The 23,917-nt window shown below is 50.7% G+C and carries 16 protein-coding genes and 1 CRISPR repeat array; of the genes, 11 read left to right on the top strand and 5 right to left on the bottom strand.

Annotated elements, in window-relative coordinates; genetic code table 11:
• Positions 1-73 precede the first annotated feature (73 nt).
• The 5 genes from csy1 to BGL48_RS09910 all read left to right on the top strand — a co-directional run bounded on the left by csy1 (position 74) and on the right by BGL48_RS09910 (position 9,064).
• Positions 74-1,423, top strand: coding sequence for a type I-F CRISPR-associated protein Csy1 (gene csy1, locus BGL48_RS09930; RefSeq protein ID WP_069362484.1), 1,350 nt, complete (start codon positions 74-76; stop codon positions 1,421-1,423).
• A complete protein-coding gene (csy2, locus tag BGL48_RS09925; protein WP_069362483.1) occupies positions 1,423-2,415 on the top strand; it encodes a type I-F CRISPR-associated protein Csy2 in 993 nt (330 codons plus the stop codon). Before csy1 ends, csy2 begins: the two co-directional genes overlap by 1 nt.
• A 16-nt stretch (positions 2,416-2,431) precedes the next feature.
• Positions 2,432-3,415: a type I-F CRISPR-associated protein Csy3 gene (gene csy3 / locus BGL48_RS09920; RefSeq protein WP_069362482.1), complete on the top strand. Its 984-nt coding sequence runs from the start codon at positions 2,432-2,434 to the stop codon at positions 3,413-3,415.
• 9 nt (positions 3,416-3,424) lie between these two features.
• Complete coding sequence (cas6f, locus tag BGL48_RS09915) at positions 3,425-4,072, top strand: type I-F CRISPR-associated endoribonuclease Cas6/Csy4 (RefSeq protein WP_069362481.1); 648 nt, start codon at positions 3,425-3,427, stop codon at positions 4,070-4,072.
• 150 nt (positions 4,073-4,222) lie between these two features.
• Positions 4,223-6,710: direct repeats of the CRISPR family, unit length 28 nt; unit sequence GTTCACTGCCGCACAGGCAGCTTAGAAA.
• A gap of 614 nt (positions 6,711-7,324) precedes the next feature.
• A complete protein-coding gene (locus BGL48_RS09910; RefSeq protein ID WP_069362480.1) occupies positions 7,325-9,064 on the top strand; it encodes a methyl-accepting chemotaxis protein in 1,740 nt (579 codons plus the stop codon).
• 112 nt (positions 9,065-9,176) lie between these two features.
• Here the strand turns inward: BGL48_RS09910 and BGL48_RS09905 are convergent, their stop codons facing one another.
• The 3 genes from BGL48_RS09905 to rrtA all read right to left on the bottom strand — a co-directional run bounded on the left by BGL48_RS09905 (position 9,177) and on the right by rrtA (position 11,371).
• Complete coding sequence (locus BGL48_RS09905; RefSeq protein ID WP_069362559.1) at positions 9,177-10,076, bottom strand: DMT family transporter; 900 nt, start codon at positions 10,074-10,076, stop codon at positions 9,177-9,179.
• 119 nt (positions 10,077-10,195) lie between these two features.
• The gene (locus BGL48_RS09900) at positions 10,196-10,678 is read right to left on the bottom strand and encodes a DUF2780 domain-containing protein (RefSeq protein WP_069362479.1); all 483 of its coding nucleotides are present in this window, start codon (positions 10,676-10,678) and stop codon (positions 10,196-10,198) included.
• Between the two features lie 87 nt (positions 10,679-10,765).
• Complete coding sequence (gene rrtA, locus BGL48_RS09895) at positions 10,766-11,371, bottom strand: rhombosortase (RefSeq protein ID WP_083238523.1); 606 nt, start codon at positions 11,369-11,371, stop codon at positions 10,766-10,768.
• Positions 11,372-11,536: 165 nt separating this feature from the next.
• On the opposite strand from rrtA, the gene BGL48_RS09890 reads away from it, so the two are divergent.
• The 5 genes from BGL48_RS09890 to BGL48_RS09870 are packed head-to-tail and all read left to right on the top strand — an operon-like array spanning position 11,537 to position 20,101.
• A complete protein-coding gene (locus BGL48_RS09890; protein ID WP_069362477.1) occupies positions 11,537-13,549 on the top strand; it encodes a prolyl oligopeptidase family serine peptidase in 2,013 nt (670 codons plus the stop codon).
• 12 nt (positions 13,550-13,561) lie between these two features.
• Entirely contained in the window at positions 13,562-15,730 is a 2,169-nt protein-coding gene (locus BGL48_RS09885; protein WP_069362476.1) for a TonB-dependent hemoglobin/transferrin/lactoferrin family receptor, read from the top strand.
• A gap of 9 nt (positions 15,731-15,739) precedes the next feature.
• A complete protein-coding gene (locus BGL48_RS09880) occupies positions 15,740-18,016 on the top strand; it encodes a proprotein convertase P-domain-containing protein (protein ID WP_069362475.1) in 2,277 nt (758 codons plus the stop codon).
• A gap of 43 nt (positions 18,017-18,059) precedes the next feature.
• Complete coding sequence (locus BGL48_RS09875) at positions 18,060-19,523, top strand: DUF1566 domain-containing protein (RefSeq protein WP_176719650.1); 1,464 nt, start codon at positions 18,060-18,062, stop codon at positions 19,521-19,523.
• Positions 19,523-20,101: a DUF1566 domain-containing protein gene (locus BGL48_RS09870; protein WP_069362473.1), complete on the top strand. Its 579-nt coding sequence runs from the start codon at positions 19,523-19,525 to the stop codon at positions 20,099-20,101. Before BGL48_RS09875 ends, BGL48_RS09870 begins: the two co-directional genes overlap by 1 nt.
• Positions 20,102-20,175: 74 nt before the next feature.
• On the opposite strand, the gene BGL48_RS09865 is transcribed toward BGL48_RS09870, so the two are convergent.
• Positions 20,176-21,780: an ABC-F family ATPase gene (locus tag BGL48_RS09865; protein WP_083238519.1), complete on the bottom strand. Its 1,605-nt coding sequence runs from the start codon at positions 21,778-21,780 to the stop codon at positions 20,176-20,178.
• A 215-nt stretch (positions 21,781-21,995) separates the two neighbouring features.
• On the bottom strand, positions 21,996-22,631 hold the full coding sequence (locus BGL48_RS09860; RefSeq protein WP_069362472.1) for a GGDEF domain-containing protein: 636 nt from the start codon (positions 22,629-22,631) through the stop codon (positions 21,996-21,998).
• A gap of 224 nt (positions 22,632-22,855) precedes the next feature.
• Here BGL48_RS09860 and BGL48_RS09855 point away from each other — a divergent pair, with 224 nt between their 5' ends.
• Positions 22,856-23,917 (top strand): helix-turn-helix transcriptional regulator, encoded by a 1,062-nt coding sequence (locus tag BGL48_RS09855; RefSeq protein WP_069362471.1) that lies wholly within the window; start codon positions 22,856-22,858, stop codon positions 23,915-23,917.

Here is a 23,917-nt window from a genome sequence, read left to right as displayed (position 1 = left end):
TAAGGCTGTTGATGTGCGCTTCTAGTGGCGGTAAGTTAGACACTGTTGTCTTGAAGGATAAAAGGAAGCGCTTATGGAACACAGCCTGAACGAAAAGTTGCTAGATGATATCGAACAGAATAAGCAGGTTAAGCTCGATCCCGAGCAAAAGGCGCTTAATAAGGCCCTAAAAGCCGCCGCCAGCGAAGAGCAAGTGGCGATCGCTAATGCCGATTACGCGGAAAAAGCCGCGCCGATCGAAGCGAAGTATGAGCCAATTCGCTGGATTACAGACGCCGCGAGACGGGCCAAGCAAATCAGCCTCGCCACCCATTGCCCTAAATTTACTCACGGCGATGCTAAAGCAACGAGTATGCTGGTCACTGAGGTCGATAAGAGCGAGTCTAGCTACCTCACCAGCTATTCGCTGACCGAGAAAGCCATTGATGCAGTCGGCAATGCGGCTGCTATGGATGTGGCACGTTTTTTAAAAGTCACTGTGGAAGGTGAGTCGCTTATTTCTCAATTGCAAGCCGGCCATATCAACGCGCTTAAGCCACTCACGGATGACGTTACCTTGCTAGAGACTTGGCGTGCGGGATTTTCACTTGCTTTGAATGATCAGACGTTGTCAGCCCATAATTTAATTAAGCAAACCTATTTTCCGGTGAATGAAGGTGAGTATCACCTGCTGTGCCCGCTATATTCATCCAGCCTTGCGCACACACTGTACGCCAAGGTGCGTGCGACACGGTTTGGGGAGAAAGTTAAAGCGATTCGCGAGGCAAAGAACAAACAGCATTATCATCCAGAGTCGTTAAAAGCGTTTCCGCGTACCGTTAAACAAACCTTTGGCGGCTCTAAACCGCAAAACGTGTCACAGCTTAATAGTGAGCGTCATGGTGAGGGCTTTTTGCTCCATGCTGCGCCGCCAAGCTATCAGCAGCAGCCGGAGGATCCAAGCAAGCAAACCAGCATCTTCAACCGCCGTTTAGCCTACCAAGCCAGCCATTTGCTTCACGATTTTCGCGCCTTTCTGGCAAGCCTGACCGAACGGGACCGCAACTTTGCCACCCGTTATCGTCGTGATCATGACTTTATTCTGCCACTCACTGACGTGGTGTTTGACTATGCCGCGCGGGTTCAGCAGCAAGTCTCAGCCGGTTGGAGCAAAGGCGCTGATGATAAGGCATGCCGACTAAAACGTGAACACGCACTTTGGCTGGATGTGTACAACCCCGACGCGCAATTTCAGCGTGAGCGTGAGGCACAAGACTGGCTGGACACTGTCGCCTCTGATTTTGCTGCTTGGTTACTGCGCCAGCTTGAGGACAAAAAACACTACCTGCTTGGGGGTACGGAGTTCAATTACATCCGCAAAGTGTTCCTAACCCAACTAAAAGCGTTTGAGCGCGACACGCCTCAATTTGAGGAGACCCGATAATGGCACAGTATTTATTGCTTAAGCACATTGAGGTGCAAAACGCGAACGCGATCGCAGGGCTGACTTATGGTTTTCCGGCGATCACGCACTTTCTCGGTTTTGCCCATGCGCTATCACGTCAACTCCCCGATGCGATGGGATTGCGTTTGGGTGGTGTGACCGTGGTGAGCCATAAAAACAACGTTCATGCACGGCAGCCCACAGGGTGGGGCGACTATGTTTTTGCCTTAACCCGCAATCCGGTGAACGCCAAAGGTGAGACAGCATCGATCAATGAAGAAGGACGCATGAATATGCAAATCTCTTTGCTGATTGAGGTTGAGGGGCTGATAGCCGGTGATAAAGCCGCCGCAGCACAGTTGATCGCGGCGGTGAAAGATTTAGCGCCTCAGCGACGGCTTGCAGGTGGGCAAATCTTAACCATTGGTGAGATTGAACTGCTCGCGGATGCAAGTATGCAGAAAAAAGCGTTGCGCCGTCTCATGCCGGGCTTTGTCCTTTGTGATAGACATGATTATCTCGCCCAGCATCATCAACAGCTATTGCAACACAATGCGCAGGCCAGCTTATTTGATGCTTGGTGTGAGTTTGCCATGTTGACGTACCAAGCCGTCGCCGATAATGAAAGCGCACCTGACGACGATAACCAACCCGTTTCGGCACAATGGCAGCGCGTGAAAAAAACTGAACCAGGATACTTTGTGCCGATTATGACGGGCTACCGCGCAATTTCCCCTTGTTATGCCGCAGGCGAGGTCGCTAATGTGCGCGATCCAGAGGTACCGGTAAGTTTTGTGGAAGCGGCGTACAGCGTGGGTGAGTGGCGCAGCGTCCACCGGATCACCGATATCGACGAGGCATGCTGGCGTTATCACGGTGAGCATCCTTGGTACCTTGCCCGTGTGACGACAGCGACGCATGCCGAACCCATTGAACCTGACGTCGTGCCCACAACCGATGACGACACTGACTTTGACCCCGACTTTTTGTAATTAAGGAGATTTCATCATGGCTGATAAAAAACTGACTACCCCTTCCGTGCTTGCCTTTGAAGCGAAACTGGTGCCTTCGGATGCACTACTGTATGCCGGCAACTGGGAGAAAGGCGATTGGCAATCTATTCAAGTAGGCGAGAAATCAGTGCGAGGCACCATCTCTAACCGCTTAAAAGCGGCCACCGCCAATGATCCCGCCAAGCTGGATGCGGAAGTATCTAAACCAAACCTACAAACGGTTGATGTTGCGGCACTACCGCATGATGCTGATACGCTCAAAGTGACGTTCTCACTGCGCGTGCTCAGCGGACTGCATGTACCGTCAACCTGTAATAATCCAGACTATCAGCAAGCGTTAGCCGATAAAGTGCGTGACTATCAATCAGAAACCGGTTTTAAAGAGCTGGCGCAACGTTATGCACACAACATTGCTAATGGGCGTTTTTTGTGGCGCAACCGTGTCGGTGCCGAGCAAGTTAAGGTGGTGGTCACCGCAGGCGAGAAGCAAATTAGTTTTGATAGTTATGAATTCAGCCTACGTGATTTTGACACGCACCCAGATGTCACCGCGCTAGCAGAGGTGATCCAATATGGCCTGACAGAAGCGCATGCGCTTATCCATGTTGAAGCCTACTGCCAACTGGGCGAGGGGCAAGCGGTCTACCCCTCTCAAGAGCTGGTAATGGGCGGCGGTAAAGGCGATAAAAGCAAGTTCTTGTATCAATTAGATGGCCAAGCCGCGATGCACTCACAAAAAATCGGCAACGCGCTGCGCACCATTGATACTTGGCATCCTGCTTATGACGAAGTCGGCGCGATCGCCATCGAACCCTATGGCTCGGTGACTAACCGCGGGGCGGCGTATCGTCAGCCAAAAGAAAAGAACGACTTTTACAACTTGCTCGATGGATGGATGTTAAAAGACAAAACCCCAACGCTTGAACAGCAGCATTACATTATGGCGATGCTGATCCGCGGCGGCGTGTTTGGCGCATAAGGAGGCACAATGCAGTATTACATTGATATCACCTTGTTGCCCGACACCGATATTTCGGCAGATTTTCTCTGGCACAAGGTGTTTCAGCAAGTGCATATCGCCTTAGCAGAAAACAAAATCGGGCCGAATCAGTCAGCCATTGCGGTGGGGTTTCCGGACTATCGCCAAGGTGATTTCCCACTCGGCCACCGATTGCGCTTGTTTGCACAAACAGAGGCAGAATTTGAGCAGCTTAATATTCATCGGTGGCTGTCTCGCTTGACCGATTATGTACATGTTAAAGCGGTTAAGCCGGTACCAGACGGGGTGCAAGACTATGCCTACTTCAAACGCTGGAACTACAAATCGCCGCAGCGACTGTATAAAAACCTCGACCGGCGCGCGGGCGCGATTGCCAGCAAAAATGGGTACGATGAGGAGGAAGTAAAGCGTCGTTTGTTGGAAAACATTAAAACGGACGACAAACGCTGGTCACTGCCTTTTATTCAAGTGACCAGCCTTTCGAGCCAAAAACGAGCAGGGCAGCCAAATACCGAGTTTGCTTTGTACATCGAGCGGGAAACAACCAAAAAGCCGCCAAACAAGGACCAACCGTTCACCTGTTATGGGCTCAGCCGACGAGAACCCGATCAGCAATCAGCGGTACCGTGTTTTTGAGGGGGAAACCCCTCTTTACCCCTTCTTTTTGGGCTCTTTAAAAATAGACAGGAAATACAGTTAGTTACGGCAGGCCATTTTTAACAAGGGTAAAAGGCGATTTTTATCCTAATGGCCTGTTGTTACTGACGATTATTACGTTATTCTATTGTTCACTGCCGCACAGGCAGCTTAGAAATAAGGCTCATAGTGCAAAACAAGATATCAACCGTTCACTGCCGCACAGGCAGCTTAGAAATATCCCAGCGCCACGAGTTACAGCGTAACCAGGTTCACTGCCGCACAGGCAGCTTAGAAATGTACGGAGTTTCAATAACTTGGTATATTCTTGTTCACTGCCGCACAGGCAGCTTAGAAAACGGTTAGGCGTGGGGCTGGTCGGCTATGAAAGTTCACTGCCGCACAGGCAGCTTAGAAAAAAAAAGCGTGCGGAAAGCGTCAATCATCATGGTTCACTGCCGCACAGGCAGCTTAGAAATGAACGATTTGGTATGACTCTAGACGGCCAAGGTTCACTGCCGCACAGGCAGCTTAGAAATGTGATGCTGGTTTCTAATGCCTGGCTAATCGGTTCACTGCCGCACAGGCAGCTTAGAAAGCACAGGTGGCGGATATGTGGACGGGATTTACGTTCACTGCCGCACAGGCAGCTTAGAAATAACGGCTGCGCTTGTGGTAACACGCGATCTTGTTCACTGCCGCACAGGCAGCTTAGAAAGTGGGGCTTTTTACCCGCCAACGCTTCATACTGTTCACTGCCGCACAGGCAGCTTAGAAACCGAAGATGCAGCGCATGTCATCTGCGAAGAGGTTCACTGCCGCACAGGCAGCTTAGAAAAGACTGGTATACGTTCGACATGGATCTGTACGGTTCACTGCCGCACAGGCAGCTTAGAAATCCCTAAAAAAGTCGAGTCGCCACAACTCGGCGTTCACTGCCGCACAGGCAGCTTAGAAAGTTCAACTGGAACACTGGCAGCACCTGCAAGTGTTCACTGCCGCACAGGCAGCTTAGAAAGAAACGCGCTTAGATACGGACAGCGGCGCACAGTTCACTGCCGCACAGGCAGCTTAGAAAGTTATGAAAGACCTAAACAAGACAATGCAAGGGTTCACTGCCGCACAGGCAGCTTAGAAAATGATGACGCGACGAACCTGAGTCGTGATCAGGTTCACTGCCGCACAGGCAGCTTAGAAATTTCACGACCATTGAGCGCAAAGACATTGGCCGTTCACTGCCGCACAGGCAGCTTAGAAACCAAAGAAGCGTTTGAGTCAGGCTACCGCTCAGTTCACTGCCGCACAGGCAGCTTAGAAATTGTTGCGTGAAGCATTTGCACGAGGCGCTATGTTCACTGCCGCACAGGCAGCTTAGAAAATAATGGCATGGCGCGAAACAGCGAGCACAAAGTTCACTGCCGCACAGGCAGCTTAGAAATTGCTCTGCGTTCTGTCCCTTTGCCGCGTAGCGTTCACTGCCGCACAGGCAGCTTAGAAAGTTTCGCGGTGGCCGTCGCGCCAAAGCCGCGCGTTCACTGCCGCACAGGCAGCTTAGAAAAGACCGCAAAGGCTCTAGGTTGCTCTGTTTCTGTTCACTGCCGCACAGGCAGCTTAGAAATTGGCCATCATCAATCGGCTGATCGCAATATTGTTCACTGCCGCACAGGCAGCTTAGAAAGATGCGCTTTTTATCGACTAACGCCTTATCGTGTTCACTGCCGCACAGGCAGCTTAGAAATTTCACGCGCACCGTATCGCCCCACTTTCCAGGTTCACTGCCGCACAGGCAGCTTAGAAAGACGCGCGAATAATGCCGCTTTTAATGTCTATGTTCACTGCCGCACAGGCAGCTTAGAAAATACTTTCAAGCAAAAAAAAGGGCAGGTGCCTGTTCACTGCCGCACAGGCAGCTTAGAAACGTCCCGTATTTAGCATGGTCATGCTCGAATTGTTCACTGCCGCACAGGCAGCTTAGAAATCGACGTGCTCTGCCTCTCTGTAAAACTCTATGTTCACTGCCGCACAGGCAGCTTAGAAAACCGCGAAACGGCGCGGGATGCTCACGCGGGGGTTCACTGCCGCACAGGCAGCTTAGAAATCAAACGCATTCACCGGCACGTTTGTATTACCGTTCACTGCCGCACAGGCAGCTTAGAAATTAACCCGGTCGGGGCTTTTTTTATGCCTGATGTTCACTGCCGCACAGGCAGCTTAGAAAAAGCAGAACATAGGCTCAGACTACGCCCTAGCGTTCACTGCCGCACAGGCAGCTTAGAAAGTTTGGCGCAATGTCCGGCTCGCCATTGAGCGGTTCACTGCCGCACAGGCAGCTTAGAAATGGCGGGCGGTCGCGTTTCATCAGCGGGGGGTGTTCACTGCCGCACAGGCAGCTTAGAAAGGGGAAATTCAGGCGTTAGGATTCGCGGCAAGGTTCACTGCCGCACAGGCAGCTTAGAAATCAACTTGACCAGTCTTAATCGCGTGCTCTAGGTTCACTGCCGCACAGGCAGCTTAGAAATAGAGGCGGAGGCTAAAGCGAGAGAAGAAAACGTTCACTGCCGCACAGGCAGCTTAGAAAAATCCAGTATTGGATACGTAGACGCCCTGAGTGTTCACTGCCGCACAGGCAGCGTAGGTGACACAAGCCCCAGCACGGTGTTGGATAGGTGCACATTTCCAACGGGCGCCTGTCACGACAGGGGTTAATCGTTGGCCTCAATGTCGGATGGCGCAGTGCAACTGGCGCCAGTTGCACTGCGCGCGGCGCAAATCACACCAAGCTTGTACGATCGAGTTGGCGCTTGTCCGACCTACGCATAGGCAGCTTAAAAAGCCGAGCCAGAAACCGCCAAGGTAAACCATTGTTCACTGCCGCACAGGCAGCTTAGAAACGTCCGCGACGCGCCGCAGTATACGTACTGATGACAGGCAGCGCAGGTGACACAAGCCGGGGTACATGGTTGGTTTGATCCCCGCAGCTGCTTTGAGCTTTCCTCCTTACCTCTATTTCTCTTACTGTTGATGCCTGTCTGGGTTTTTCATAGAAATGACTAATTTGAAATACCTCTAAGTGATTAAGCTTTATGCCCTGACTTTAATCGTTGAATATTTTCTATCGATCAATCAAAAACTAATCGACGGGGAGACTACTCCTGTCTAGTTCTTTTTAACCGGTGGCAAGAATCTATTCTACGATAAGAAAGTAGTGATTTTTGGTCGGTGTTGTCTGTTGTTGACTGGTAGGAGTTGGGTATGAATATCAATAACACCATGAAGTTAGTGTTTTTTATAATTGGGGCAGGGATTGTCGTTAGTTTTATAACGATTATTCAACTCAACGGCCTAATGAATAAAGTCGATGAGATGGCTCAGGTGCGATATCAATCGTATCAAACGGCTGATGAATTAAGGCAAAGCTCTGATGACTTGACCCGCTTAGGAAGAACGTATGTGGTGACGGGGGATGAAAAGTACGAAAAAATGTACATGGATATTATTGCTATCCGTAACGGAGAGAAACCTCGGCCTGTTAACTATCATACGATCTACTGGGACTTAGTGTTAGAACATGGTCAAAAACCTAAACCAGATGGCCAAGCTATTTCGTTAAATCAACGGATGAGAGATTTAGGCTTTACCGAGAAAGAGTTTGATTTACTCAAAAAGGCTCAGGCCAATTCGGATGGGCTGGTGAATATGGAAGTCAAAGCCATGAACGCGGTTAAAGGACTATATCCGGACAGCAGCGGTAATTATACTGTTCGAGGAGAGCCCGACAAACAAATGGCGATTGAGCTATTGCATAGCTCGCAGTATCACCAAGAAAAAGCAAAAATCATGAAACCCATCGAAAGCTTTTTTATTGCGTTGGAACAGCGAACGGATGCACAGTTTAACGAGGCAGCAGCGAGTGTCAAAAAAACGGTGCTCATCGGCAATATCTCGTTAGCAGTGGTGATCGTAATTGCGATTTTGGGATACATCATCACGAAACGAACGGTTGTTAATCCAATCGATAGGATGGCATCCACGCTAAAAAAAGTAGATGATAATTCAGATCTTACGTTGCGAGTCGACGATAGTAAAAAGAATGAAATTGGCACGATTGGTAATACTGTTAATAAAGTTATCGGAAGTTACTCATCGACGATTAATAAAATTAATGACGTTAATCATATGATCGCTCAGATTACGGATAGTTTGGTCGATATTACCAGTAAAAATGCCAAAATATCTAACCAGCAAAACCAAGAGCTCGAGATGGGTGCCACGGCCATGGAAGAAATGACCTCTGCCCTTGCCACGGTGGCGGAGAACACCTCCATGGCAGAAAAGTACGCAGGTAGTACTGAGAAAGAAACCACCACTAGTAAAGATGTGTTCGATAAAACCATGGTCGAGTTTGGCAGTTTAGAAACTGAATTCAAAAAGACATCAGAGGTGATCCAAGAGCTTGCCGATGAATCTACTAATGTGGGTAATGTGCTGGATGTGATTAAAGGCATCGCCGAGCAAACAAACTTGTTGGCCCTTAATGCGGCTATTGAGGCAGCACGTGCAGGTGACCAAGGCCGCGGCTTTGCGGTGGTAGCGGATGAAGTTAGGTCACTTGCACAGCGCACGCAAAAGTCGGCTGGCGAGATTGAGGAAATGATCGGTGGTTTACAAGGGAAAGCCGAGCGGTCGACACAAACCATCCGCGTCAATGCAGAAAAGATCTCATCCACACGGGATAATATGACCACAGCGAATGATGCCCTGGGGACGATCAAAGAGTCGGCGGTGGAAATACATCGCCTCAATACTTCGATTGCCTCCGCGACCGAAGAGCAGTTATCTGTTAGTGACGAGATTTCTGGCAACTTATCGAATATAAAGAACTTGTCGAGTGATATGAACGAGGCAATTGAGCAATTAGGTCCGATTGTCTCTAATTTGAAAGAGAATGTTGACTCGCTTAGTGGCGCTATTCGACATCTTCGCACAGAATAGCCGCCCGTTGAGCTGCTTGCCAGAGATAGGCAAGCAGCAATTCACGCCAGGCCAGTGCATGTGCTTTCAGCGTGACCTTTCACCGCCATCCAGTTTAAAAGCAGGCTCGAGACTAAGCATTCGCGCGTCTTCTAAAGAGACGATGCCCCATGGCATTGAACACAGCGCCAGCGACAATTAACCCACCACCGATGTAGGTCCAAATAGACGGGACTTCGTTAAATATCCATACCCCAATTAATGTCGAGAACACGATTTGAATATACGCGTAGGCGGAGGCTTGTCCCGCTTGTTGGGTTTGCATCGCTTTAGTTAAGCCGTATTGGCCAACTTGGGTAAAGACGCCCACTAACACCAACAGCAAGGTCAGTGACAGGCTGGGCAGTACAAAAGACGGCCACATCAGCACGGTCGCGACGGGCAGGGCAACCATGGGAAAGTACAAAATAATTACTGAGCTGTCTTCGGTGCGACTGAGCTTGCGGACAATCACATAGGCAATCGAGCTGCCTAAGGCGCCCATTAACGCAACCACCACGCTAAAGGTGGGGAGGGCATCGTCAATAGAGGCATTGAGGTTAGGTTGTACCATGATATAGAGCCCAGTTAAGCAGAGGGCGATACACACTAACGTTGCCCCTTGTAAGCGCTCTTTAAGTAGCACGAGCCCTAGGATAGCGGTAAATACCGGGTGGGTGTATTGCAGCACTGTGGCTTCGGCGAGCGGCAGTGTCGTAACCGCATAATACACACACATTAATGCCATGGTGCCCAATACGCCGCGCAATAAAAGTAGCGGTTTGTTGTTGCCCAAAGGCGATAGACCTTTGCGCCTGACATCGGTGTAGCTGATGATGAGTGAGACCAAGGCCCGCGATGCCACGATCTCAAACACTGGGATACCGTTGAGGCTCACATATTTTACACAGGCGGACATCAGCGCGAACCCGAATGCAGAGAGCAGCATATAGCGGATCCCAATGGGGATCGCAGAGAAAGATAAGGCAGGCATAATCACACGGCGTTGAACAACAAGGCGAACATGATAACGCGTCTCGCTATTTTTTGCTTGAGGATAGGGCAAATAAATACGCGGCCTTGATAGCCGCGTGTGATTACAAGGTTAGAAGGTTAAGGCCAAAGCTGGGTGAGTGAGCCGAGTAATTCCTGGCTAGCGCCCTGTTGTCCGAGGTATTTAAGAATAATCGGAACAAATTGCTGCAAGGTTGCCGCATTGACCCCTAGCTTTTCTGCCACGCTATACAGGCTATTGAGTGAGCTGATGTTGTTACTAACACCAGTGTCACCGAGTAACGAAGACAGCGAGCCTAAATCAGGGCGGAGACTAGCAAGCTCTTGCTGTTTAGTCCCCGTCAGACGATCGGCTGCCATTGCCAGCAACGCGCTGGCACCACCGGCGGCTTGTGTTGAACTCACATCCACTTTCTCGGTAATGGATTGGACAAGGGGAGATTGACTGGCTTGGTCATCCGCAAATTGGGTCGCCATTTGCGTCATCGCATCAGTGGTTTTATCGCCCTGGCCGAAAAGGGCATAGCTCGGTGTGGTAAGAAGAAGACTGGAAAGCGTTAACAGTGTGGTCGCGTATTTCATGATCCCTCGCTCGTTATAAAGAATAAGCACGTTACTCTAGGTATAGCGGGACTTGCCGCTGAATGGAAGAAATCCGCGTTGAAGTAGTCAGTGTTGTGTTTGACCATGATGAGCAAAGCAATTACGTATTAGTGATTTGATGTAAAAAAAGACCAGCGCCCCCACAATCCCCCCGCCATGAGCGAGGTGAGCAATATCGATACCCAATGCGGCATGCATGGGCAGAGCTTGACCCAACAAGGCATCAGCCACACATTTTATACCCGTGACTAAAGCGATGCATTTTCCGCTAGGGGTGTGAATCGTGCTTAACCCCCCAAACATAAACAACCCGTATAACACCCCAGACAGCCCCATATATTGCTGGTAGGGGCCCCACCACATTACCAGACCAACCACACACGCAAGCCACAAGATCAGCGACACCAGCGTGCCGGCGCTGATATGGCGATAAAAAACAAGGCCGAATACGCCTAATCCCGCCATATTGACCAACAAATGAAATAGGTTTTGATGAACCAGGTTGCCTGTCACGAATCGCCACCATTGACCGGATATCAGCGCACTTCGCTGCCACATCCACGTCTCCGCGAGCGACGAATAATGGACACCCACGCACACTAACGCGACGACTGTCAGCAATCCAAGTGTCTGAGTTGGCGCGTGTGGGGTGATAGGTCGTTTTCGCTTCATGAGCGCCTTTTATCTCGTTACAGCTTAAATAACAACGCTTTATTACAGTCAATATGACTGAATGAGATCTCCCTCAAAGATCATCATAAATGATAATTGATCTCAATCGTATTTGCATCTATGATGCGCGCCCTGAACTTACCCCCAATTTAATGTTTGTATAACATGAAGTTAGTGAATGCGCTGTTAATCGGGCTTATGTTTGTGTCGCCATTGAGCCATAGCGATGATGAAACGGATACGTTGTCGTCATTTTCGTGGCTGCAAGATGTGACGCAACAACAGGATAAAATTCGGGCATATCTGGAACGCCAAAATCAGCATGCGCAGCAGTCGCTGATGGCGAGTCAATCGCTTCGCGATGAGCTGTTGAATGAGTGGCAGCGCACACCGCAAACCGGTTCCAAACCTTGGTTAGCGCGCGATGGTCGCGAATTTTTGCAAACACGGGTTAATGGTGAGCGCGTGCTGCGTATGCGCAAAGCAGGCAGCGAACAAGGGTCGCTATTGCTCAATATAGAGGCGCGAGCCGCTGAGCATGCGTATTATCATCTGGGGAGTTGGTCGTTAAGTCCCAATGGACAATGGCTCGCCATTGCCGAGGATATTCACGGTGAGGAAGACTACCGCATCGTGCTGATCAACCGCCAGTCTGGGCAAACCGATATTATTGCCACCGAGGCTGATGCATCTGTCATCTGGTCGCCGGATAATCAGCAGCTCTACTATGTCGGCAAAGAGGCGAAAACCGCGCGTCCCTACCAGTTGTTCCGCCATGAAATAGGCACTACCGGCGGCGATACCTTGGTGTATGAAGAAGTCGATCCTGCTTGGTTGTTGTCGGTATACCGTGCTAGCCACACAGATACGGCCATTGTGCAAGTCAACAATGAATCGTCGACCGAACAGCGTCTACTCCGTCTGAATGAAAGCAGCCTGTCTGCACCGCTCAAAGCGCGTCAACCGGGTGTCGAATACTACCCCGATAAGACGGATGATGCGTTATGGATGCTGAGCAATCATCAAGGAACCAAGCAGCTTTATCGTGCTGCGATTGCGACGCCGAATGATTGGCATGTGGTTTATGCTGCCGAGTCGGGCGCTGAGTTAAACACGTTTTACCTCTTTGAAGATGGTATTGTCCTCACCCAACAGCAAAAGGGTGAGCAGTGGTTTGTCTTACTTAATGCGGACGGTGAGCGCGTGGTTAAGCAGCCTTTGGCGGCACAAGGGCAGGTCGCTTGGTTTGCGCGCGGAGGCGACTATGCTAGCAATCAGTTGTTTATTCGCAGTATGTCGCTCGTACAGCCACCACGATGGGAAGCGCTGGATCTTAAATCCGGCACACGTCGTGAAGTCAGTGTCGATCATTACCCCGACTTTGATGCATCTCGTTATCACTCTGAACGCCTATACGTTGGACCGCATCGTATTCCTGTCACGTTGGCGTATCGCAAAGATGCCCTGACCCCGTCATCGCCAGTCGTGCTGTATGGGTATGGCGCGTATGGCTTTACCATGAAGCCGTATTTTATGCCGCAAACCGTCTCGCTAATGGACCGAGGCGTCATCTATGCAATTGCGCATGTGCGTGGCGGCGGCTATTACGGTGCAACATGGCACCAAGCGGGCAGCGGGATGAATAAAAAGCATGGCATCCAAGATTTTATTGATGTCGCCAAAGCAATGCGCCGCTACCAAGATGGGCAACGCGCAGTCGCGGCTGTGGGATCCAGCGCTGGCGCTACCTTGGTTGCCGCGGCACTTAACCAAGCGCCCGCCGCGTTTGCAGCCGCTAGTCTTAATGTTCCGTTTGTCGATGTGCTTGGCAGTATGTCTGACCCAGAATTGCCGTTAACGGCACAGCAATACCAAGAATGGGGCAACCCCGCGAAAAGCGATCAGCGCGAGGTCATGCAAGGTTATGATCCTTTGCGCAACATCCAGCAAAAACCTTATCCCCCTATGCTGGTGCGCGTCGGTTGGGACGATCAGCGTGTGCCTTTTTGGGAGGGGGCGCAATACCTTTCGCATTTAGCCGCAACCAGCACCCGATCGGGCCCTTATTTGTTGTTGACGGATTTTTCTCGTGGCCACCAAGCCGATGCGCGTCATGGGCTGACGCAACAAGCGACCGACTATGCCTTTCTCTTACATCAACTGAAGCGTGTGAACTAACCGGAGTATTAAATGAAATTGTCTTCTGTCTCTGTGGCAGTGCTGACAGCACTGGCTACTGGCACCGTGCACTCCAATTCTGCCAACACTGAGGAGAATACCTCTGGTGACGCGACCAATCGCCACGTCGATAGGGTAGTCGTCACGGCCAATAAATTTGCTGAATTACCGTCAGACACAGCGGGGTCGGTAGCCATTTATCGTGGCGAAGATATCAAAAAAAAGGGCGCCACAGAGCTCTATGATGCACTGACAAACGAACCGGGTGTTAATGTGACAGGTGGCGCGGGCCGCCCTCAAAACATCACTATTCGTGGCATGTCCGGTAACCGTATCTTGATTGTGGAAGATGGCGTCCCCGTCGCGGATGGGTTCGGTGCCGCTGATTTGAATGATAAAGCAGGGCGTAATTCCTTTGATATCGCGAGCGCCAAGCAAATCCAAGTGGTGAAGGGCGCTAGCTCAACCAGTCATGGATCAGGCGCATTGGGCGGTGCCGTGATCGTGAAATCGCTGTCCGCTGACGATCTCCTCCGCAACCAGGATTGGTACGCCGACGCGCAAGTTACCTATAGCGAGCTCAGTGATAAAGGCCGAGTCGGCAGTCGTCTCGCGCTCCGTCATGGTGATACCAGTGCGTTGCTCGATGTGAGCTATTGGGAAGGGGAAGAAACCCGTAATTACCAGCAAGATTTGTATAACCGCACCTTGGACGGTGGCAGTGCGTCGTTGCGTCTGGATCATTATGTCTCCGACCGTTGGAAGCTAAGTGCCCGAGCCAAGCTCTACCGTGAAGATGCATCGCGACGAGAAGGGACAGCATCGATTCAACCTGACGGTAAGTGGGATATCAAAACCTTTGACCGAGCCAAACAAATCGAAACCACCCAATTTTGGCTTGGCAGTGAATATCATGCCCAGCAGCCTTGGTTAGAAACCCTCAACACCAAGCTCTATTACCGAAATACCGATTTTACCCAGAACACGAACCGTTTGATGACCCGCTGGAACATGGGGATCAATGAGCAACGTCGGGTGCTGGATGATCGCCGTTTTCAAGACCAGTCAATCGGTTGGTCGGTAGATGCCAACGCTGAGCAAATCAGCGGAGACGTGGTGCATACGCTGGTTTACGGTGGTGTGTTAGAAACGGCGTACCATGAACGTCCTGTGACGAAAACGAAACTCGATTGGAACGGTGTCACGGTGAGTGATACGCAACCGTTCGCGCCAGCACGGAGTTATGCGTTAGGTGTCTACGCGCAAGATGCAATGAGTATCGGGCAGTGGCGTGTAATGCTAGGTCTACGTGCTGATGCGTACCGATTAAGCGCAGACGATCCCCAAGCCATAGGCATGGCGAGTGTGGCGGACAATAACAGTGCAGCGGTGTCGCCTAGTGCTTCGGTGGCTTATCACTGGACGCCCGCGTTCAATACCTATCTCAGCTATAAGCATGGTTACCGAGCGCCTGAATACGACAAAAGCTATGGCTACTCTAATCACGCCTCTATGCCGGGGATGGCATTTGTGGTGCTGCCTAATCCGTCTCTTGACGCGGAAACCAGCGATAGTTTTGAGCTCGGGGCCAAATATGATGACGGCAAGCTGCGCCTGTATACCGCGGCATATTACAACCGGTTTAGCCAGTTTATTGATATTGCCGATCAGGGCTTTAATACGGAAACCGGCCTGTTTGAGAAACGCTATGAAAACCTTGAAGGTGTAAAAACGTATGGTGTTGAGGCATCAGCGGTCTATGCATTGACCGATCAATGGCAAGCGAAAAGTCAGATCGGCTGGATCTCTGGCAAAGACGACAATGACGAATATGTGCGCAACTTAGCCCCGCTAGAGGGCAGCCTGTCGCTTCACTTCGACAATCAATCCCTTAACGGTTATACCCGTTTGAACTGGGCAGATAAGATGACCCGCACGCCCATGTGTTACACCGAGCTAGGCACCCGCACTGAGTGTGCTCAGACGTCTGGCTGGGCGAGCGTTGACCTTGGCTTGGGCTATCAGTTTTCGTCGCAGGCTTCTATCAATCTCAATGTCTATAACTTGTTAGACCGCGAATACATTCGTTATCAAGACGTTGCCGGTATTTCTGAGTCACAAACTCGTTTTTCGACCGAGCCCGGTCGTTACTTCACCCTCAATGCACGTTATGCGTTTTAAGGAAAAACCATGAAATCAGCGATCAGTCTTGTGGCGTTGGTACTTGCCAGTGCCAATGTCATGGCAGGGGAATGGGATTACCCTGCGGGCAATTATCAAGCAAGTGATGCCACTCAAGCACAGCAGTATTTGCGCGAGCACTATCCGTCAGTGGGGGAGTTGTCGTTACGCTACCAAACCAGCAGTTTGCTTGGTCGTCAGTACAATTTTGATATTTATCGCGGTGGCGAGTATCAGCCGCAGCGTACGTTGGTGTTACATACCGACAAACACGGTTTGGTGACTCGGGTGTATAAAAGCCTAACCGACACCATGATCCGGCAGGGTGAGGCAGTGAAAGAGGCGGCGATTGAGATCCCGCGTCGCCTGATCGCGGATGCGCCGCCAGCGCTATCAGACGGAGAATTAGTGACGCGCACCGTCAATGTGGTTGATCCGGATCTGCGTAGTATGGATAAACAGCCCGCCCCCGAAACGCTCTGGACAACGCTGGCGGATTATCCCCACGCGCCACGCTTTGTTATGCGTGATGTCTCTTTATTGGATGTGGGCGGTACGCTCTACCTGAATAATCCCAGAGTCCAAGCCGTTGATGCTATCGCCTTTGAAGACAAAAACCCTGAGTCTGGACAATGGCAGAAAAGTGACAGTGTCTCGTTTTTAAATCCGGATGGTGTCACACAGTTTGCGAGCCATGCTTCGCTCACAGCGTTGCCTTTTGACAGTCAAGATTTTGCACAAATGATGGCGTTTTATCATTTGGATAAGTCCCTGCAATATGTGTCTTCGTTAGGGTACTCATTATTTGACGGCCCGGTACGCTTTGATGCGCACGCCTTCAGCTCGAACAACTCGTCTTACTATGCGGGTCCTAACGCCCTGATGTTTGGGGTATCTGGCTCGCCTGATACGCTCGATGCCGATGTGGTGGTTCATGAGTTGGCCCATGGGATTCACTACCATATTTTGCCCGACTGGGCGTACGGCCATACGGGCGCTTTGGGTGAGGGATTTGCTGATTATTGGGCGGGCTCTGCCAGCTATCGCACCTTGTATCAACAAGGTGATGACTTCGAGATTGATACCGTCTTTAACTGGGATGGTTATTTCGGTTTTAAGCAAGGCACGCGCAGTTTGTGGAATCAAAAAGCGCGCTATTTTGAGAGCAGTGAATACCGTGCGCATGAAAACGTCGGTGGTGAATTAGGGGATGAGCTTTGGTCGACGCCTTTGTTCCAAACCCTCAAGCAAGCCGTCGCGCTGTATGGTGAACCCGCTTTTAAAGAGATGGATACCTTGGTGCTGGAATCGATGTTTGGGCTAGGCCGGGGCATGAAAATGCACGATCTGGCAGAAAGCATGCTCTATCTGGCTAAAACCTATTATCCATCACGCGACTATGCAGCCTTGTTGAAAGCGAACTTTGAAAAACACGGTTTGCTCAAAGCACCGTTTCGCTTTGAAACAAGCCAGCGTTATGTTGCAGATACGGCGGCGATCCACACACGCTTAACACCACAAGGGCGCACAGCCAAAATTCGTGGTGATATTCAGGTGGAGGGTGGAGCGCCCACGTCCATTAATCAATCACTTGATCAGGCTCAGTCGTTTTCTATCCCTCTACCGCTTGCGGCGCAATGCGGTCAGCCGCTAACTCTTGAGGCGCGAATTGACTATCAATTTGATGACACGTTGCAAACCCATCAATGGCAAGACAATTTGACGGTGATTAAAGGCTTGCCCCAACTCACCCAATCGCGCCAAACCCTGAATACGACCTTACCGGATGCATCGGTGGCCAGTAATGGCGCTCAAAACAATGGTTTCAAGAGTTTTAACTTCATTATTAATGATGACGCGAGTGCCATTCGCTCCGATCTTGGCGTGTATGTCCATATCAACCATGCCAGCCCATCAGATTTACGCGTTGTTCTTGTCTCCCCCGCAGGCTCACGGGTGACGTTACATGCCAATACCGCCCGTCAGAGCAATGACTTGGTGCGCTATTGGACCAGCCAGCACGACGATCTTTTGCAAGCCTTTAATGGCGACCCCCTTGCGGGGAATTGGCGTCTTGAAGTGACGGACTATGCCCAAGGCAGCAGTGGTGAACTGGTGGCATGGCAAGTGGGACGCGTGACGGGATTCGATTGCCAAGATACCGACCTTAGCACCAAGGATGCGATCGATAACGCTAGCTCGGGAGGCGGCGCGTTGTCATGGCCACTGCTGCTGGTGGGCTTGCTTTGGGGCGGCTGGCGAGCACGAAAGGGCGAGTCCCGATAACGCGTTATTCAATCACCTTAACACCCTGACTAAAAAGACAGATATGATGAAATTTAACTACTCTCTACTCGCCAGTGCATTGCTACTGGCAGGCTGTAATGGTTCCGGATCAGAGACGAGTGCAAGTGACTCAATCGCGCCGACCTACAGCGTCTCTGGCACCATTAGCGCCACCAATGCCACCGGTAATGAAACCGTGTGTGCTGATTTAAATGGTGACTTTGCCTGTAACGCTAACGAACCTACAACACAAGCGGAGCAGGGGGCATTTACCCTCACCAGCGCCGATAAAGCGATCTTGTCCTCACCGATTGTCGCGCAAATCGACACCGGCGTGACCACGTTATCGTCGCAACGTATGGATGCGCAGGCTGACGCGCCTCGCCAAGCGAATGCATTCCTTGTTGCCCCCGGCGTGGGTAAGACTACCGGCAATGAGATCAATGTGATCAGCACACTGGTCGCTAGCAACATGGCGGCAGGGGATGCCTATCAAGATGCGGTTGCGAATTTGCGTGAACAACTCGAGGCGATGGGCGTTGCAGTACCAAAGGACTTAATTGCCAGCGGGGCGGATAACCGCTTTGTACAGCTTGAAAATAACGTTTTGTCGCTAATATCGGGTATGACGCCCACACGGGCGAATCGCATGCTGGGGCTACTAAGCGGTGAACTGGCGCGTTATTCGGATGTCTTGCTAAAAGGTGCCCCGAGTGAGGCTGAGCTCAGCGCTATTTTGGTTGAGTTGGATAAACGGACCCAAATGCGCCCCGTGAACGATACCGGCATTGTTAGCTATTATTCCGACAGCGGGGATGTCGCCACCGCGCCTGTCGATTATCCCGGTCAAGATGCTGACTATGGTTTTGATGCAACAGAAGGTGGGTTTAGCTTCACTAAACTGGATGGCAACGGTCAGCCTTTGCCCGATAGCGCGACCACGTGGGATTGTGTGCAAGATAATCGCAGCGGACTGGTATGGGAGAGCAAACAGACGGATCCTCAATCCCCGCGATATGTTGATCGCCTTTTTGCCTATCAAGTGCCTGGGCAGTTCGAACCGTTTGGCAAAGATATTGAGGCGACAGGCTGCAAAGACGCTGAGGGTATTTGCACCACTGACCAATACCAAGCGTACCTGAATCAGCAACAGGTCTGTGGGATTGAGCAATGGCGCTTACCCACCTTTATTGAGCTGTACAGTCTGATTGATTTCGGTGAGACACAAACCGACAGCGATGGACGTGTTTATGGGCTCGATACCGGGTATTTCCCTCATCAATCCTCCGCCAGTCAATATGATGCTGGCTTGCTGTGGTCTTCCACCTCTTTCTTAACCGAATATTCCGCATTTACAACACCGGGCGCGCGCTATATCCAGCTTCCGCAAACACGAGGCAGTGATCGTGGCACGACGGTATCGCTCGAGATCTATAGCGATCAGGTCGAGTCTGACTACACCTCATGGCAACTGCCTATTCGTCTTGTCGCCCAAGGAGAAAAATAATGAACAAGCTGATTATTGCCGCCAGTATCTTCGCATCTGCAACCGCATGGGCGGGCCAAGAATGCTCGATTGATTTAACCAAAACGGCACCGAATGTCCGTTACAGCTTTGATGATAATGGCACGGTAACGGACACCTTTACCGGATTAACTTGGATGCGTTGCCCTCTGGGTAAAACCTGGCAAGCCGAACAACAGGCGTGTCGTGGCGAGGGCACCGGAATGTATTGGCAAGCCGCACTTAATGAAGTGCAGGCGATCAATCAAAGCCAAGCGCATCCGCTGCATCAATTTGCAGGTCACTCGAAGTGGCGCATGCCCAATATCAAAGAGCTAGCGTCCTTGGCTGAACATGCCTGTATGAAACCCGCGCTTAATCCAAAGGCATTTGCCGCCGGATTCCCATACTCTACGTCAGAAGAAGGCTATGGCAGTGGTGATGTGCGCGCTTACGTGTGGAGCAATAGCCATGTGCAAGCGGATAATACGATTTTGATGTTTGACGTGCGTAACGCGGAGATCTTTGCTTACGGGCCGACGCAGCTTGAGGGCAGCGTACTGCTAGTGACAGACCAGTAACAAAAAATCGCCCCAGCGGCATGGAATGTGGCTGGGGCGAGTGAATCGTTATTGGTGATCGATAATCGAGGTGATCAAGCCACGGCACGCACTTTTTCTAAGTGGGCGAGGTATTCATCGTAGCTGCCGTTAAAGTGGATCAATTGCTGATCTTTTATCTCAATAATGTCGGTCGCCAGTGAGGAAACAAACTCACGGTCGTGGCTGACAAAAATCAAAGTACCGGGGAATTGCTCCAAGCCTTTGTTGAGTGACTCGATGGCTTCCATATCCATGTGGTTCGTGGGTTCATCCATCACAATCACATTGATATCTTGCATCATCAGCTTGCCGAACATCAGGCGGTTTTTCTCGCCCCCCGAGCAGCTTTTGGCTTTTTTGTTCACATCATCGGCTGAGAACAACAAGCGACCCAAAATGCCACGAACCATCAAATCATCATGCTTAGCGGTGCGCCATTGTGACATCCACTCAAACACGGTGAGATCGTTATCAAACTCGGCACTGTTATCTTGCGCACAGTAACCAATGGATGCGTTTTCTGACCATTTGATTGTGCCTTCACTTTGCGCAAGTTCACCGACTAAACAGCGCAGTAACGTCGATTTACCGACACCATTTTCGCCAATAATCGCGAGGCGCGAGCCGGCTTCGAGTAAGAAATGGCCACCGCGGAATAGGGGCGTATCGTCAAATGCATGGCCCACCTCGCGCAATTCAACCGCTTGGCGATGGAGCTTTTTGCTTTCAGTGAATTGGATATAAGGGTGCACGCGACTGGATGCTTTGACTTCATCAAGCTGGATCTTTTCCATACGCTTAGCGCGTGAACTGGCTTGCTTGGCCTTAGAGGCGTTGGCACCAAAACGGTTCACAAAGTCTTGCAGCTCACTGAGTTCGGCTTCTTTTTTGGCGTTGCTGGCGAGCAATTGTTCACGTGCCAAGCTAGATGCCGCGACGAAATCATCATAGTTACCGGGATAAACACGAAGCTCACCAAAATCGATATCCGCCATATGGGTGCAGGTGGCGTTCAAGAAGTGGCGATCGTGGGAAATAATAATCATGGTGCACTGGCGCTGTTGCAGCTCACCGGCCAACCAATTGATGGTGTGAATATCCAAGTTGTTGGTCGGCTCATCCAACAGCAAAATATCAGGGTTGGCGAACAGGGCTTGAGCAAGTAGCACTCGTAATTTCCAGCCCGGCGCGACTTGTGACATCAAGCCAAAGTGCAGCTCTTCTTCAATCCCCGCTTGCAAAAGAATATCGCCGGCCCGGCTTTCGGCGGTGTAACCGTCCATTTCGGCAAACTGGCTTTCTAGCTCAGCCACGGCCATGCCGTCCTCTTCGCTCATTTCCGGCAGAGAATAAATGCGCTCACGCTCTTGTTTGATTTCCCACAGTTTGCGGTCACCCATCATTACCGTATCAATCACTGAATACTGCTCGTAAGCAAATTGGTCTTGGCTAAGCTCGCCCAAGGTTTGTCCTGGGGTGATGGACACATTGCCTGCAGTCGGGGTGAGGGCACCGCTCATAATCTTCATCAAGGTCGATTTGCCACAACCATTAGCACCGATTAACCCGTAGCGGTTACCGTTACCAAATTTGGCAGAGATGTTTTCGAATAGCGGCTCGGCACCAAACTGCATGGTGATATTGGCGATTGAAATCAAAAGAGGTTCCTAGCGACTGTGCTCAACCAGGGCGTGTAGTCATGCCAACAAAGCATCTGACTCACGGCCAAGCGAGAGGGTGTAAAGATAAATATGACTGAGCGCGCATTGTACAGAAATGTGATGGAATTAACAGATTAATGGTGCAGAATCACAAGGCGATGCTGGTTATCACCTTGTGATGTCATGGCTTTTACTTAGGTACGTATATTGTGTTAGGCCTTGCGACTGAGCATACGTGTATCGGCTTGACGAATTAACTGATCCAATGCGGTTTTACTGCTGGTTAACTGAGGGGCATTATCCGCGCGCATGTCGCTCACACCAAAACTAAAGCTTAAATAATGCGGGCGTTGATCAATCAGGAGTGGTGAATGAGCCAGTTGCATCACCAGTGATTGGGCCCAATCAGTGGCAGCCGCGTGTGTGGTGTTGGGCAATAACACCGCAAACTCATCCCCGCCAAAGCGCGCCGCGATCCCCTCGTGCGTATTGTTGGCGAGCAGTGTAGCCAGGTGACAAATCGCCTGGTCGCCCACCAGGTGGCCGTATTGATCATTCACCGTCTTCAACTTATTCATATCGATAAACACCAGTGCCAACTGGTGGCATTGAGGTTGACTTAGCAGTGTATTGAAGCTGGTTTCGAGATGATACCGATTGGCAAGGCCTGTCATGTCATCGGTATTGAGCTTTTGTACCAAATGCCCCAACTGATCGACCAAGCGCTGGTTTTCCGTTTCTAACGCGGCAATCAATTGCTCACACTGACCCACCTGATAACGCAGTTGTTTAATGGTTTTAGTGTCATCGTTTATCAGCGTTTTGACTTGTTCTAGCACATCGTTCATGACTATATTCCTTTACGCACCCTAACACGGTATGACGCCACTTTATCGGTATGGTGCGACAGAATATGTCTGATTGAATCGGTTTAACTGATTGTTTTATATGCGACGCATTTTGCCTTTTTGTGATGGTAGGCTCAGTTATGAAATGGAACCGCGATCGCGGCTTGTTTGTGAAAATAGGCAGGTAAATAATAGTGGAAACATCATTAGACAGCGAAACATTTATGACAACCCGTCCGCCTAAAAGTGACTCGCTAAAGCTCGCATTCTTGTTATTGCGCCACCTTTCACACCGGATCAAACAAACCGCAGGCGATCTGCAAAAAGCCGTTGCCAGCGATGGGATAGAACGCAATATCCGTACCATTCAACGTAACTTAGAGATGCTTTGCGAGGAAGGGTTTGCCGAGTGTGATGATACGAGCAAGCCTTATGGCTATCGGTTATCGCGCTATGCCCCAGAGCTGAGCAACGGCAAGTTATCCACGCAAGAGGCGTTATTGTTGTCGCTGGCTGAAAACTACCTCACCAACTTGTTGCCGGCTAATGTTACCGAATCACTCAGTACCATGTTTGCGGCAGCGCGCTATGAATTAAACCCGACGGGTGATGCCGAAAAAGCGCGCGCCTGGACCAAGAAAGTGCGTGTGGTCAGCGAGACCCAGCCGTTGCTCCCCCCCAAGATGAGTGACGAGGTTTTTAAAAATGTTACCGACGCACTCTACAACGACTATCCGCTGACCCTCGATTACTACAATGCCAAACAACAACAAAAAACCGGCCAACGGGTTTACCCACTCGGCCTCGCGCAACAAGGCCCACGCTTATATTTAGTATGTCGGTTCGAGGGCTACGACAACGAACGTAGCATAGCGGTTCACCGCATTAACCGTGCCAATGTGTCTAAATTCCCATTTACGCCGCCATCAGATTTTGATCTGAAAAAATACGATGACGACGGCCGATTTGGCTTTGGAGAAGGCGAGCGCTGCTCACTGACCTTTAATATTAAAAAAAGCGCCGGCCACTATTTACAAGAAACGCCACTGTCTACCGATCAAACCATGACCGAGCACGATGATCATTACCAAGTCACCGCCACGGTCATCCGCTCGCAACAACTCACCCACTGGCTGGATGGATTTGGGGAGTTGGTGTGGGGCAGAGAGATCAGCGAGGCAGTGCTTTCAACATATGGTGAAACCTTATTGGATGACAAACATCTTCCTGATGATAAAGGTGTATCTTCTAATAAATCGAATCTTCCCAGACCACAACTTAAATAA

The sequence above is a fragment of the Salinivibrio sp. SS3 genome (genome assembly GCF_001722105.1).
In the GTDB taxonomy this organism is placed as follows: Bacteria; Pseudomonadota; Gammaproteobacteria; order Enterobacterales; family Vibrionaceae; genus Salinivibrio; species Salinivibrio kushneri.
The sequence above is the reverse complement of the archived record's forward strand: the minus strand, read 5'-3'. Positions and strand labels throughout refer to the sequence as shown.

Excerpts from the sequence above, each read along its gene's own strand:
- BGL48_RS09885 (WP_069362476.1), top strand. The coding sequence starts at position 13,562 with ATGAAATTGTCTTCTGTCTCTGTGGCAGTGCTGACAGCACTGGCTACT.
- BGL48_RS09900 (WP_069362479.1), bottom strand. The coding sequence starts at position 10,678 with ATGAAATACGCGACCACACTGTTAACGCTTTCCAGTCTTCTTCTTACC.
- rrtA (WP_083238523.1), bottom strand. The coding sequence starts at position 11,371 with ATGAAGCGAAAACGACCTATCACCCCACACGCGCCAACTCAGACACTT.
- csy2 (WP_069362483.1), top strand. The coding sequence starts at position 1,423 with ATGGCACAGTATTTATTGCTTAAGCACATTGAGGTGCAAAACGCGAAC.
- BGL48_RS09870 (WP_069362473.1), top strand. The coding sequence starts at position 19,523 with ATGAACAAGCTGATTATTGCCGCCAGTATCTTCGCATCTGCAACCGCA.
- BGL48_RS09905 (WP_069362559.1), bottom strand. The coding sequence starts at position 10,076 with ATGCCTGCCTTATCTTTCTCTGCGATCCCCATTGGGATCCGCTATATG.
- csy1 (WP_069362484.1), top strand. The coding sequence starts at position 74 with ATGGAACACAGCCTGAACGAAAAGTTGCTAGATGATATCGAACAGAAT.
- cas6f (WP_069362481.1), top strand. The coding sequence starts at position 3,425 with ATGCAGTATTACATTGATATCACCTTGTTGCCCGACACCGATATTTCG.
- BGL48_RS09880 (WP_069362475.1), top strand. The coding sequence starts at position 15,740 with ATGAAATCAGCGATCAGTCTTGTGGCGTTGGTACTTGCCAGTGCCAAT.
- BGL48_RS09875 (WP_176719650.1), top strand. The coding sequence starts at position 18,060 with ATGATGAAATTTAACTACTCTCTACTCGCCAGTGCATTGCTACTGGCA.
- BGL48_RS09890 (WP_069362477.1), top strand. The coding sequence starts at position 11,537 with ATGAAGTTAGTGAATGCGCTGTTAATCGGGCTTATGTTTGTGTCGCCA.
- BGL48_RS09910 (WP_069362480.1), top strand. The coding sequence starts at position 7,325 with ATGAATATCAATAACACCATGAAGTTAGTGTTTTTTATAATTGGGGCA.
- csy3 (WP_069362482.1), top strand. The coding sequence starts at position 2,432 with ATGGCTGATAAAAAACTGACTACCCCTTCCGTGCTTGCCTTTGAAGCG.
- BGL48_RS09860 (WP_069362472.1), bottom strand. The coding sequence starts at position 22,631 with ATGAACGATGTGCTAGAACAAGTCAAAACGCTGATAAACGATGACACT.
- BGL48_RS09855 (WP_069362471.1), top strand. The coding sequence starts at position 22,856 with ATGACAACCCGTCCGCCTAAAAGTGACTCGCTAAAGCTCGCATTCTTG.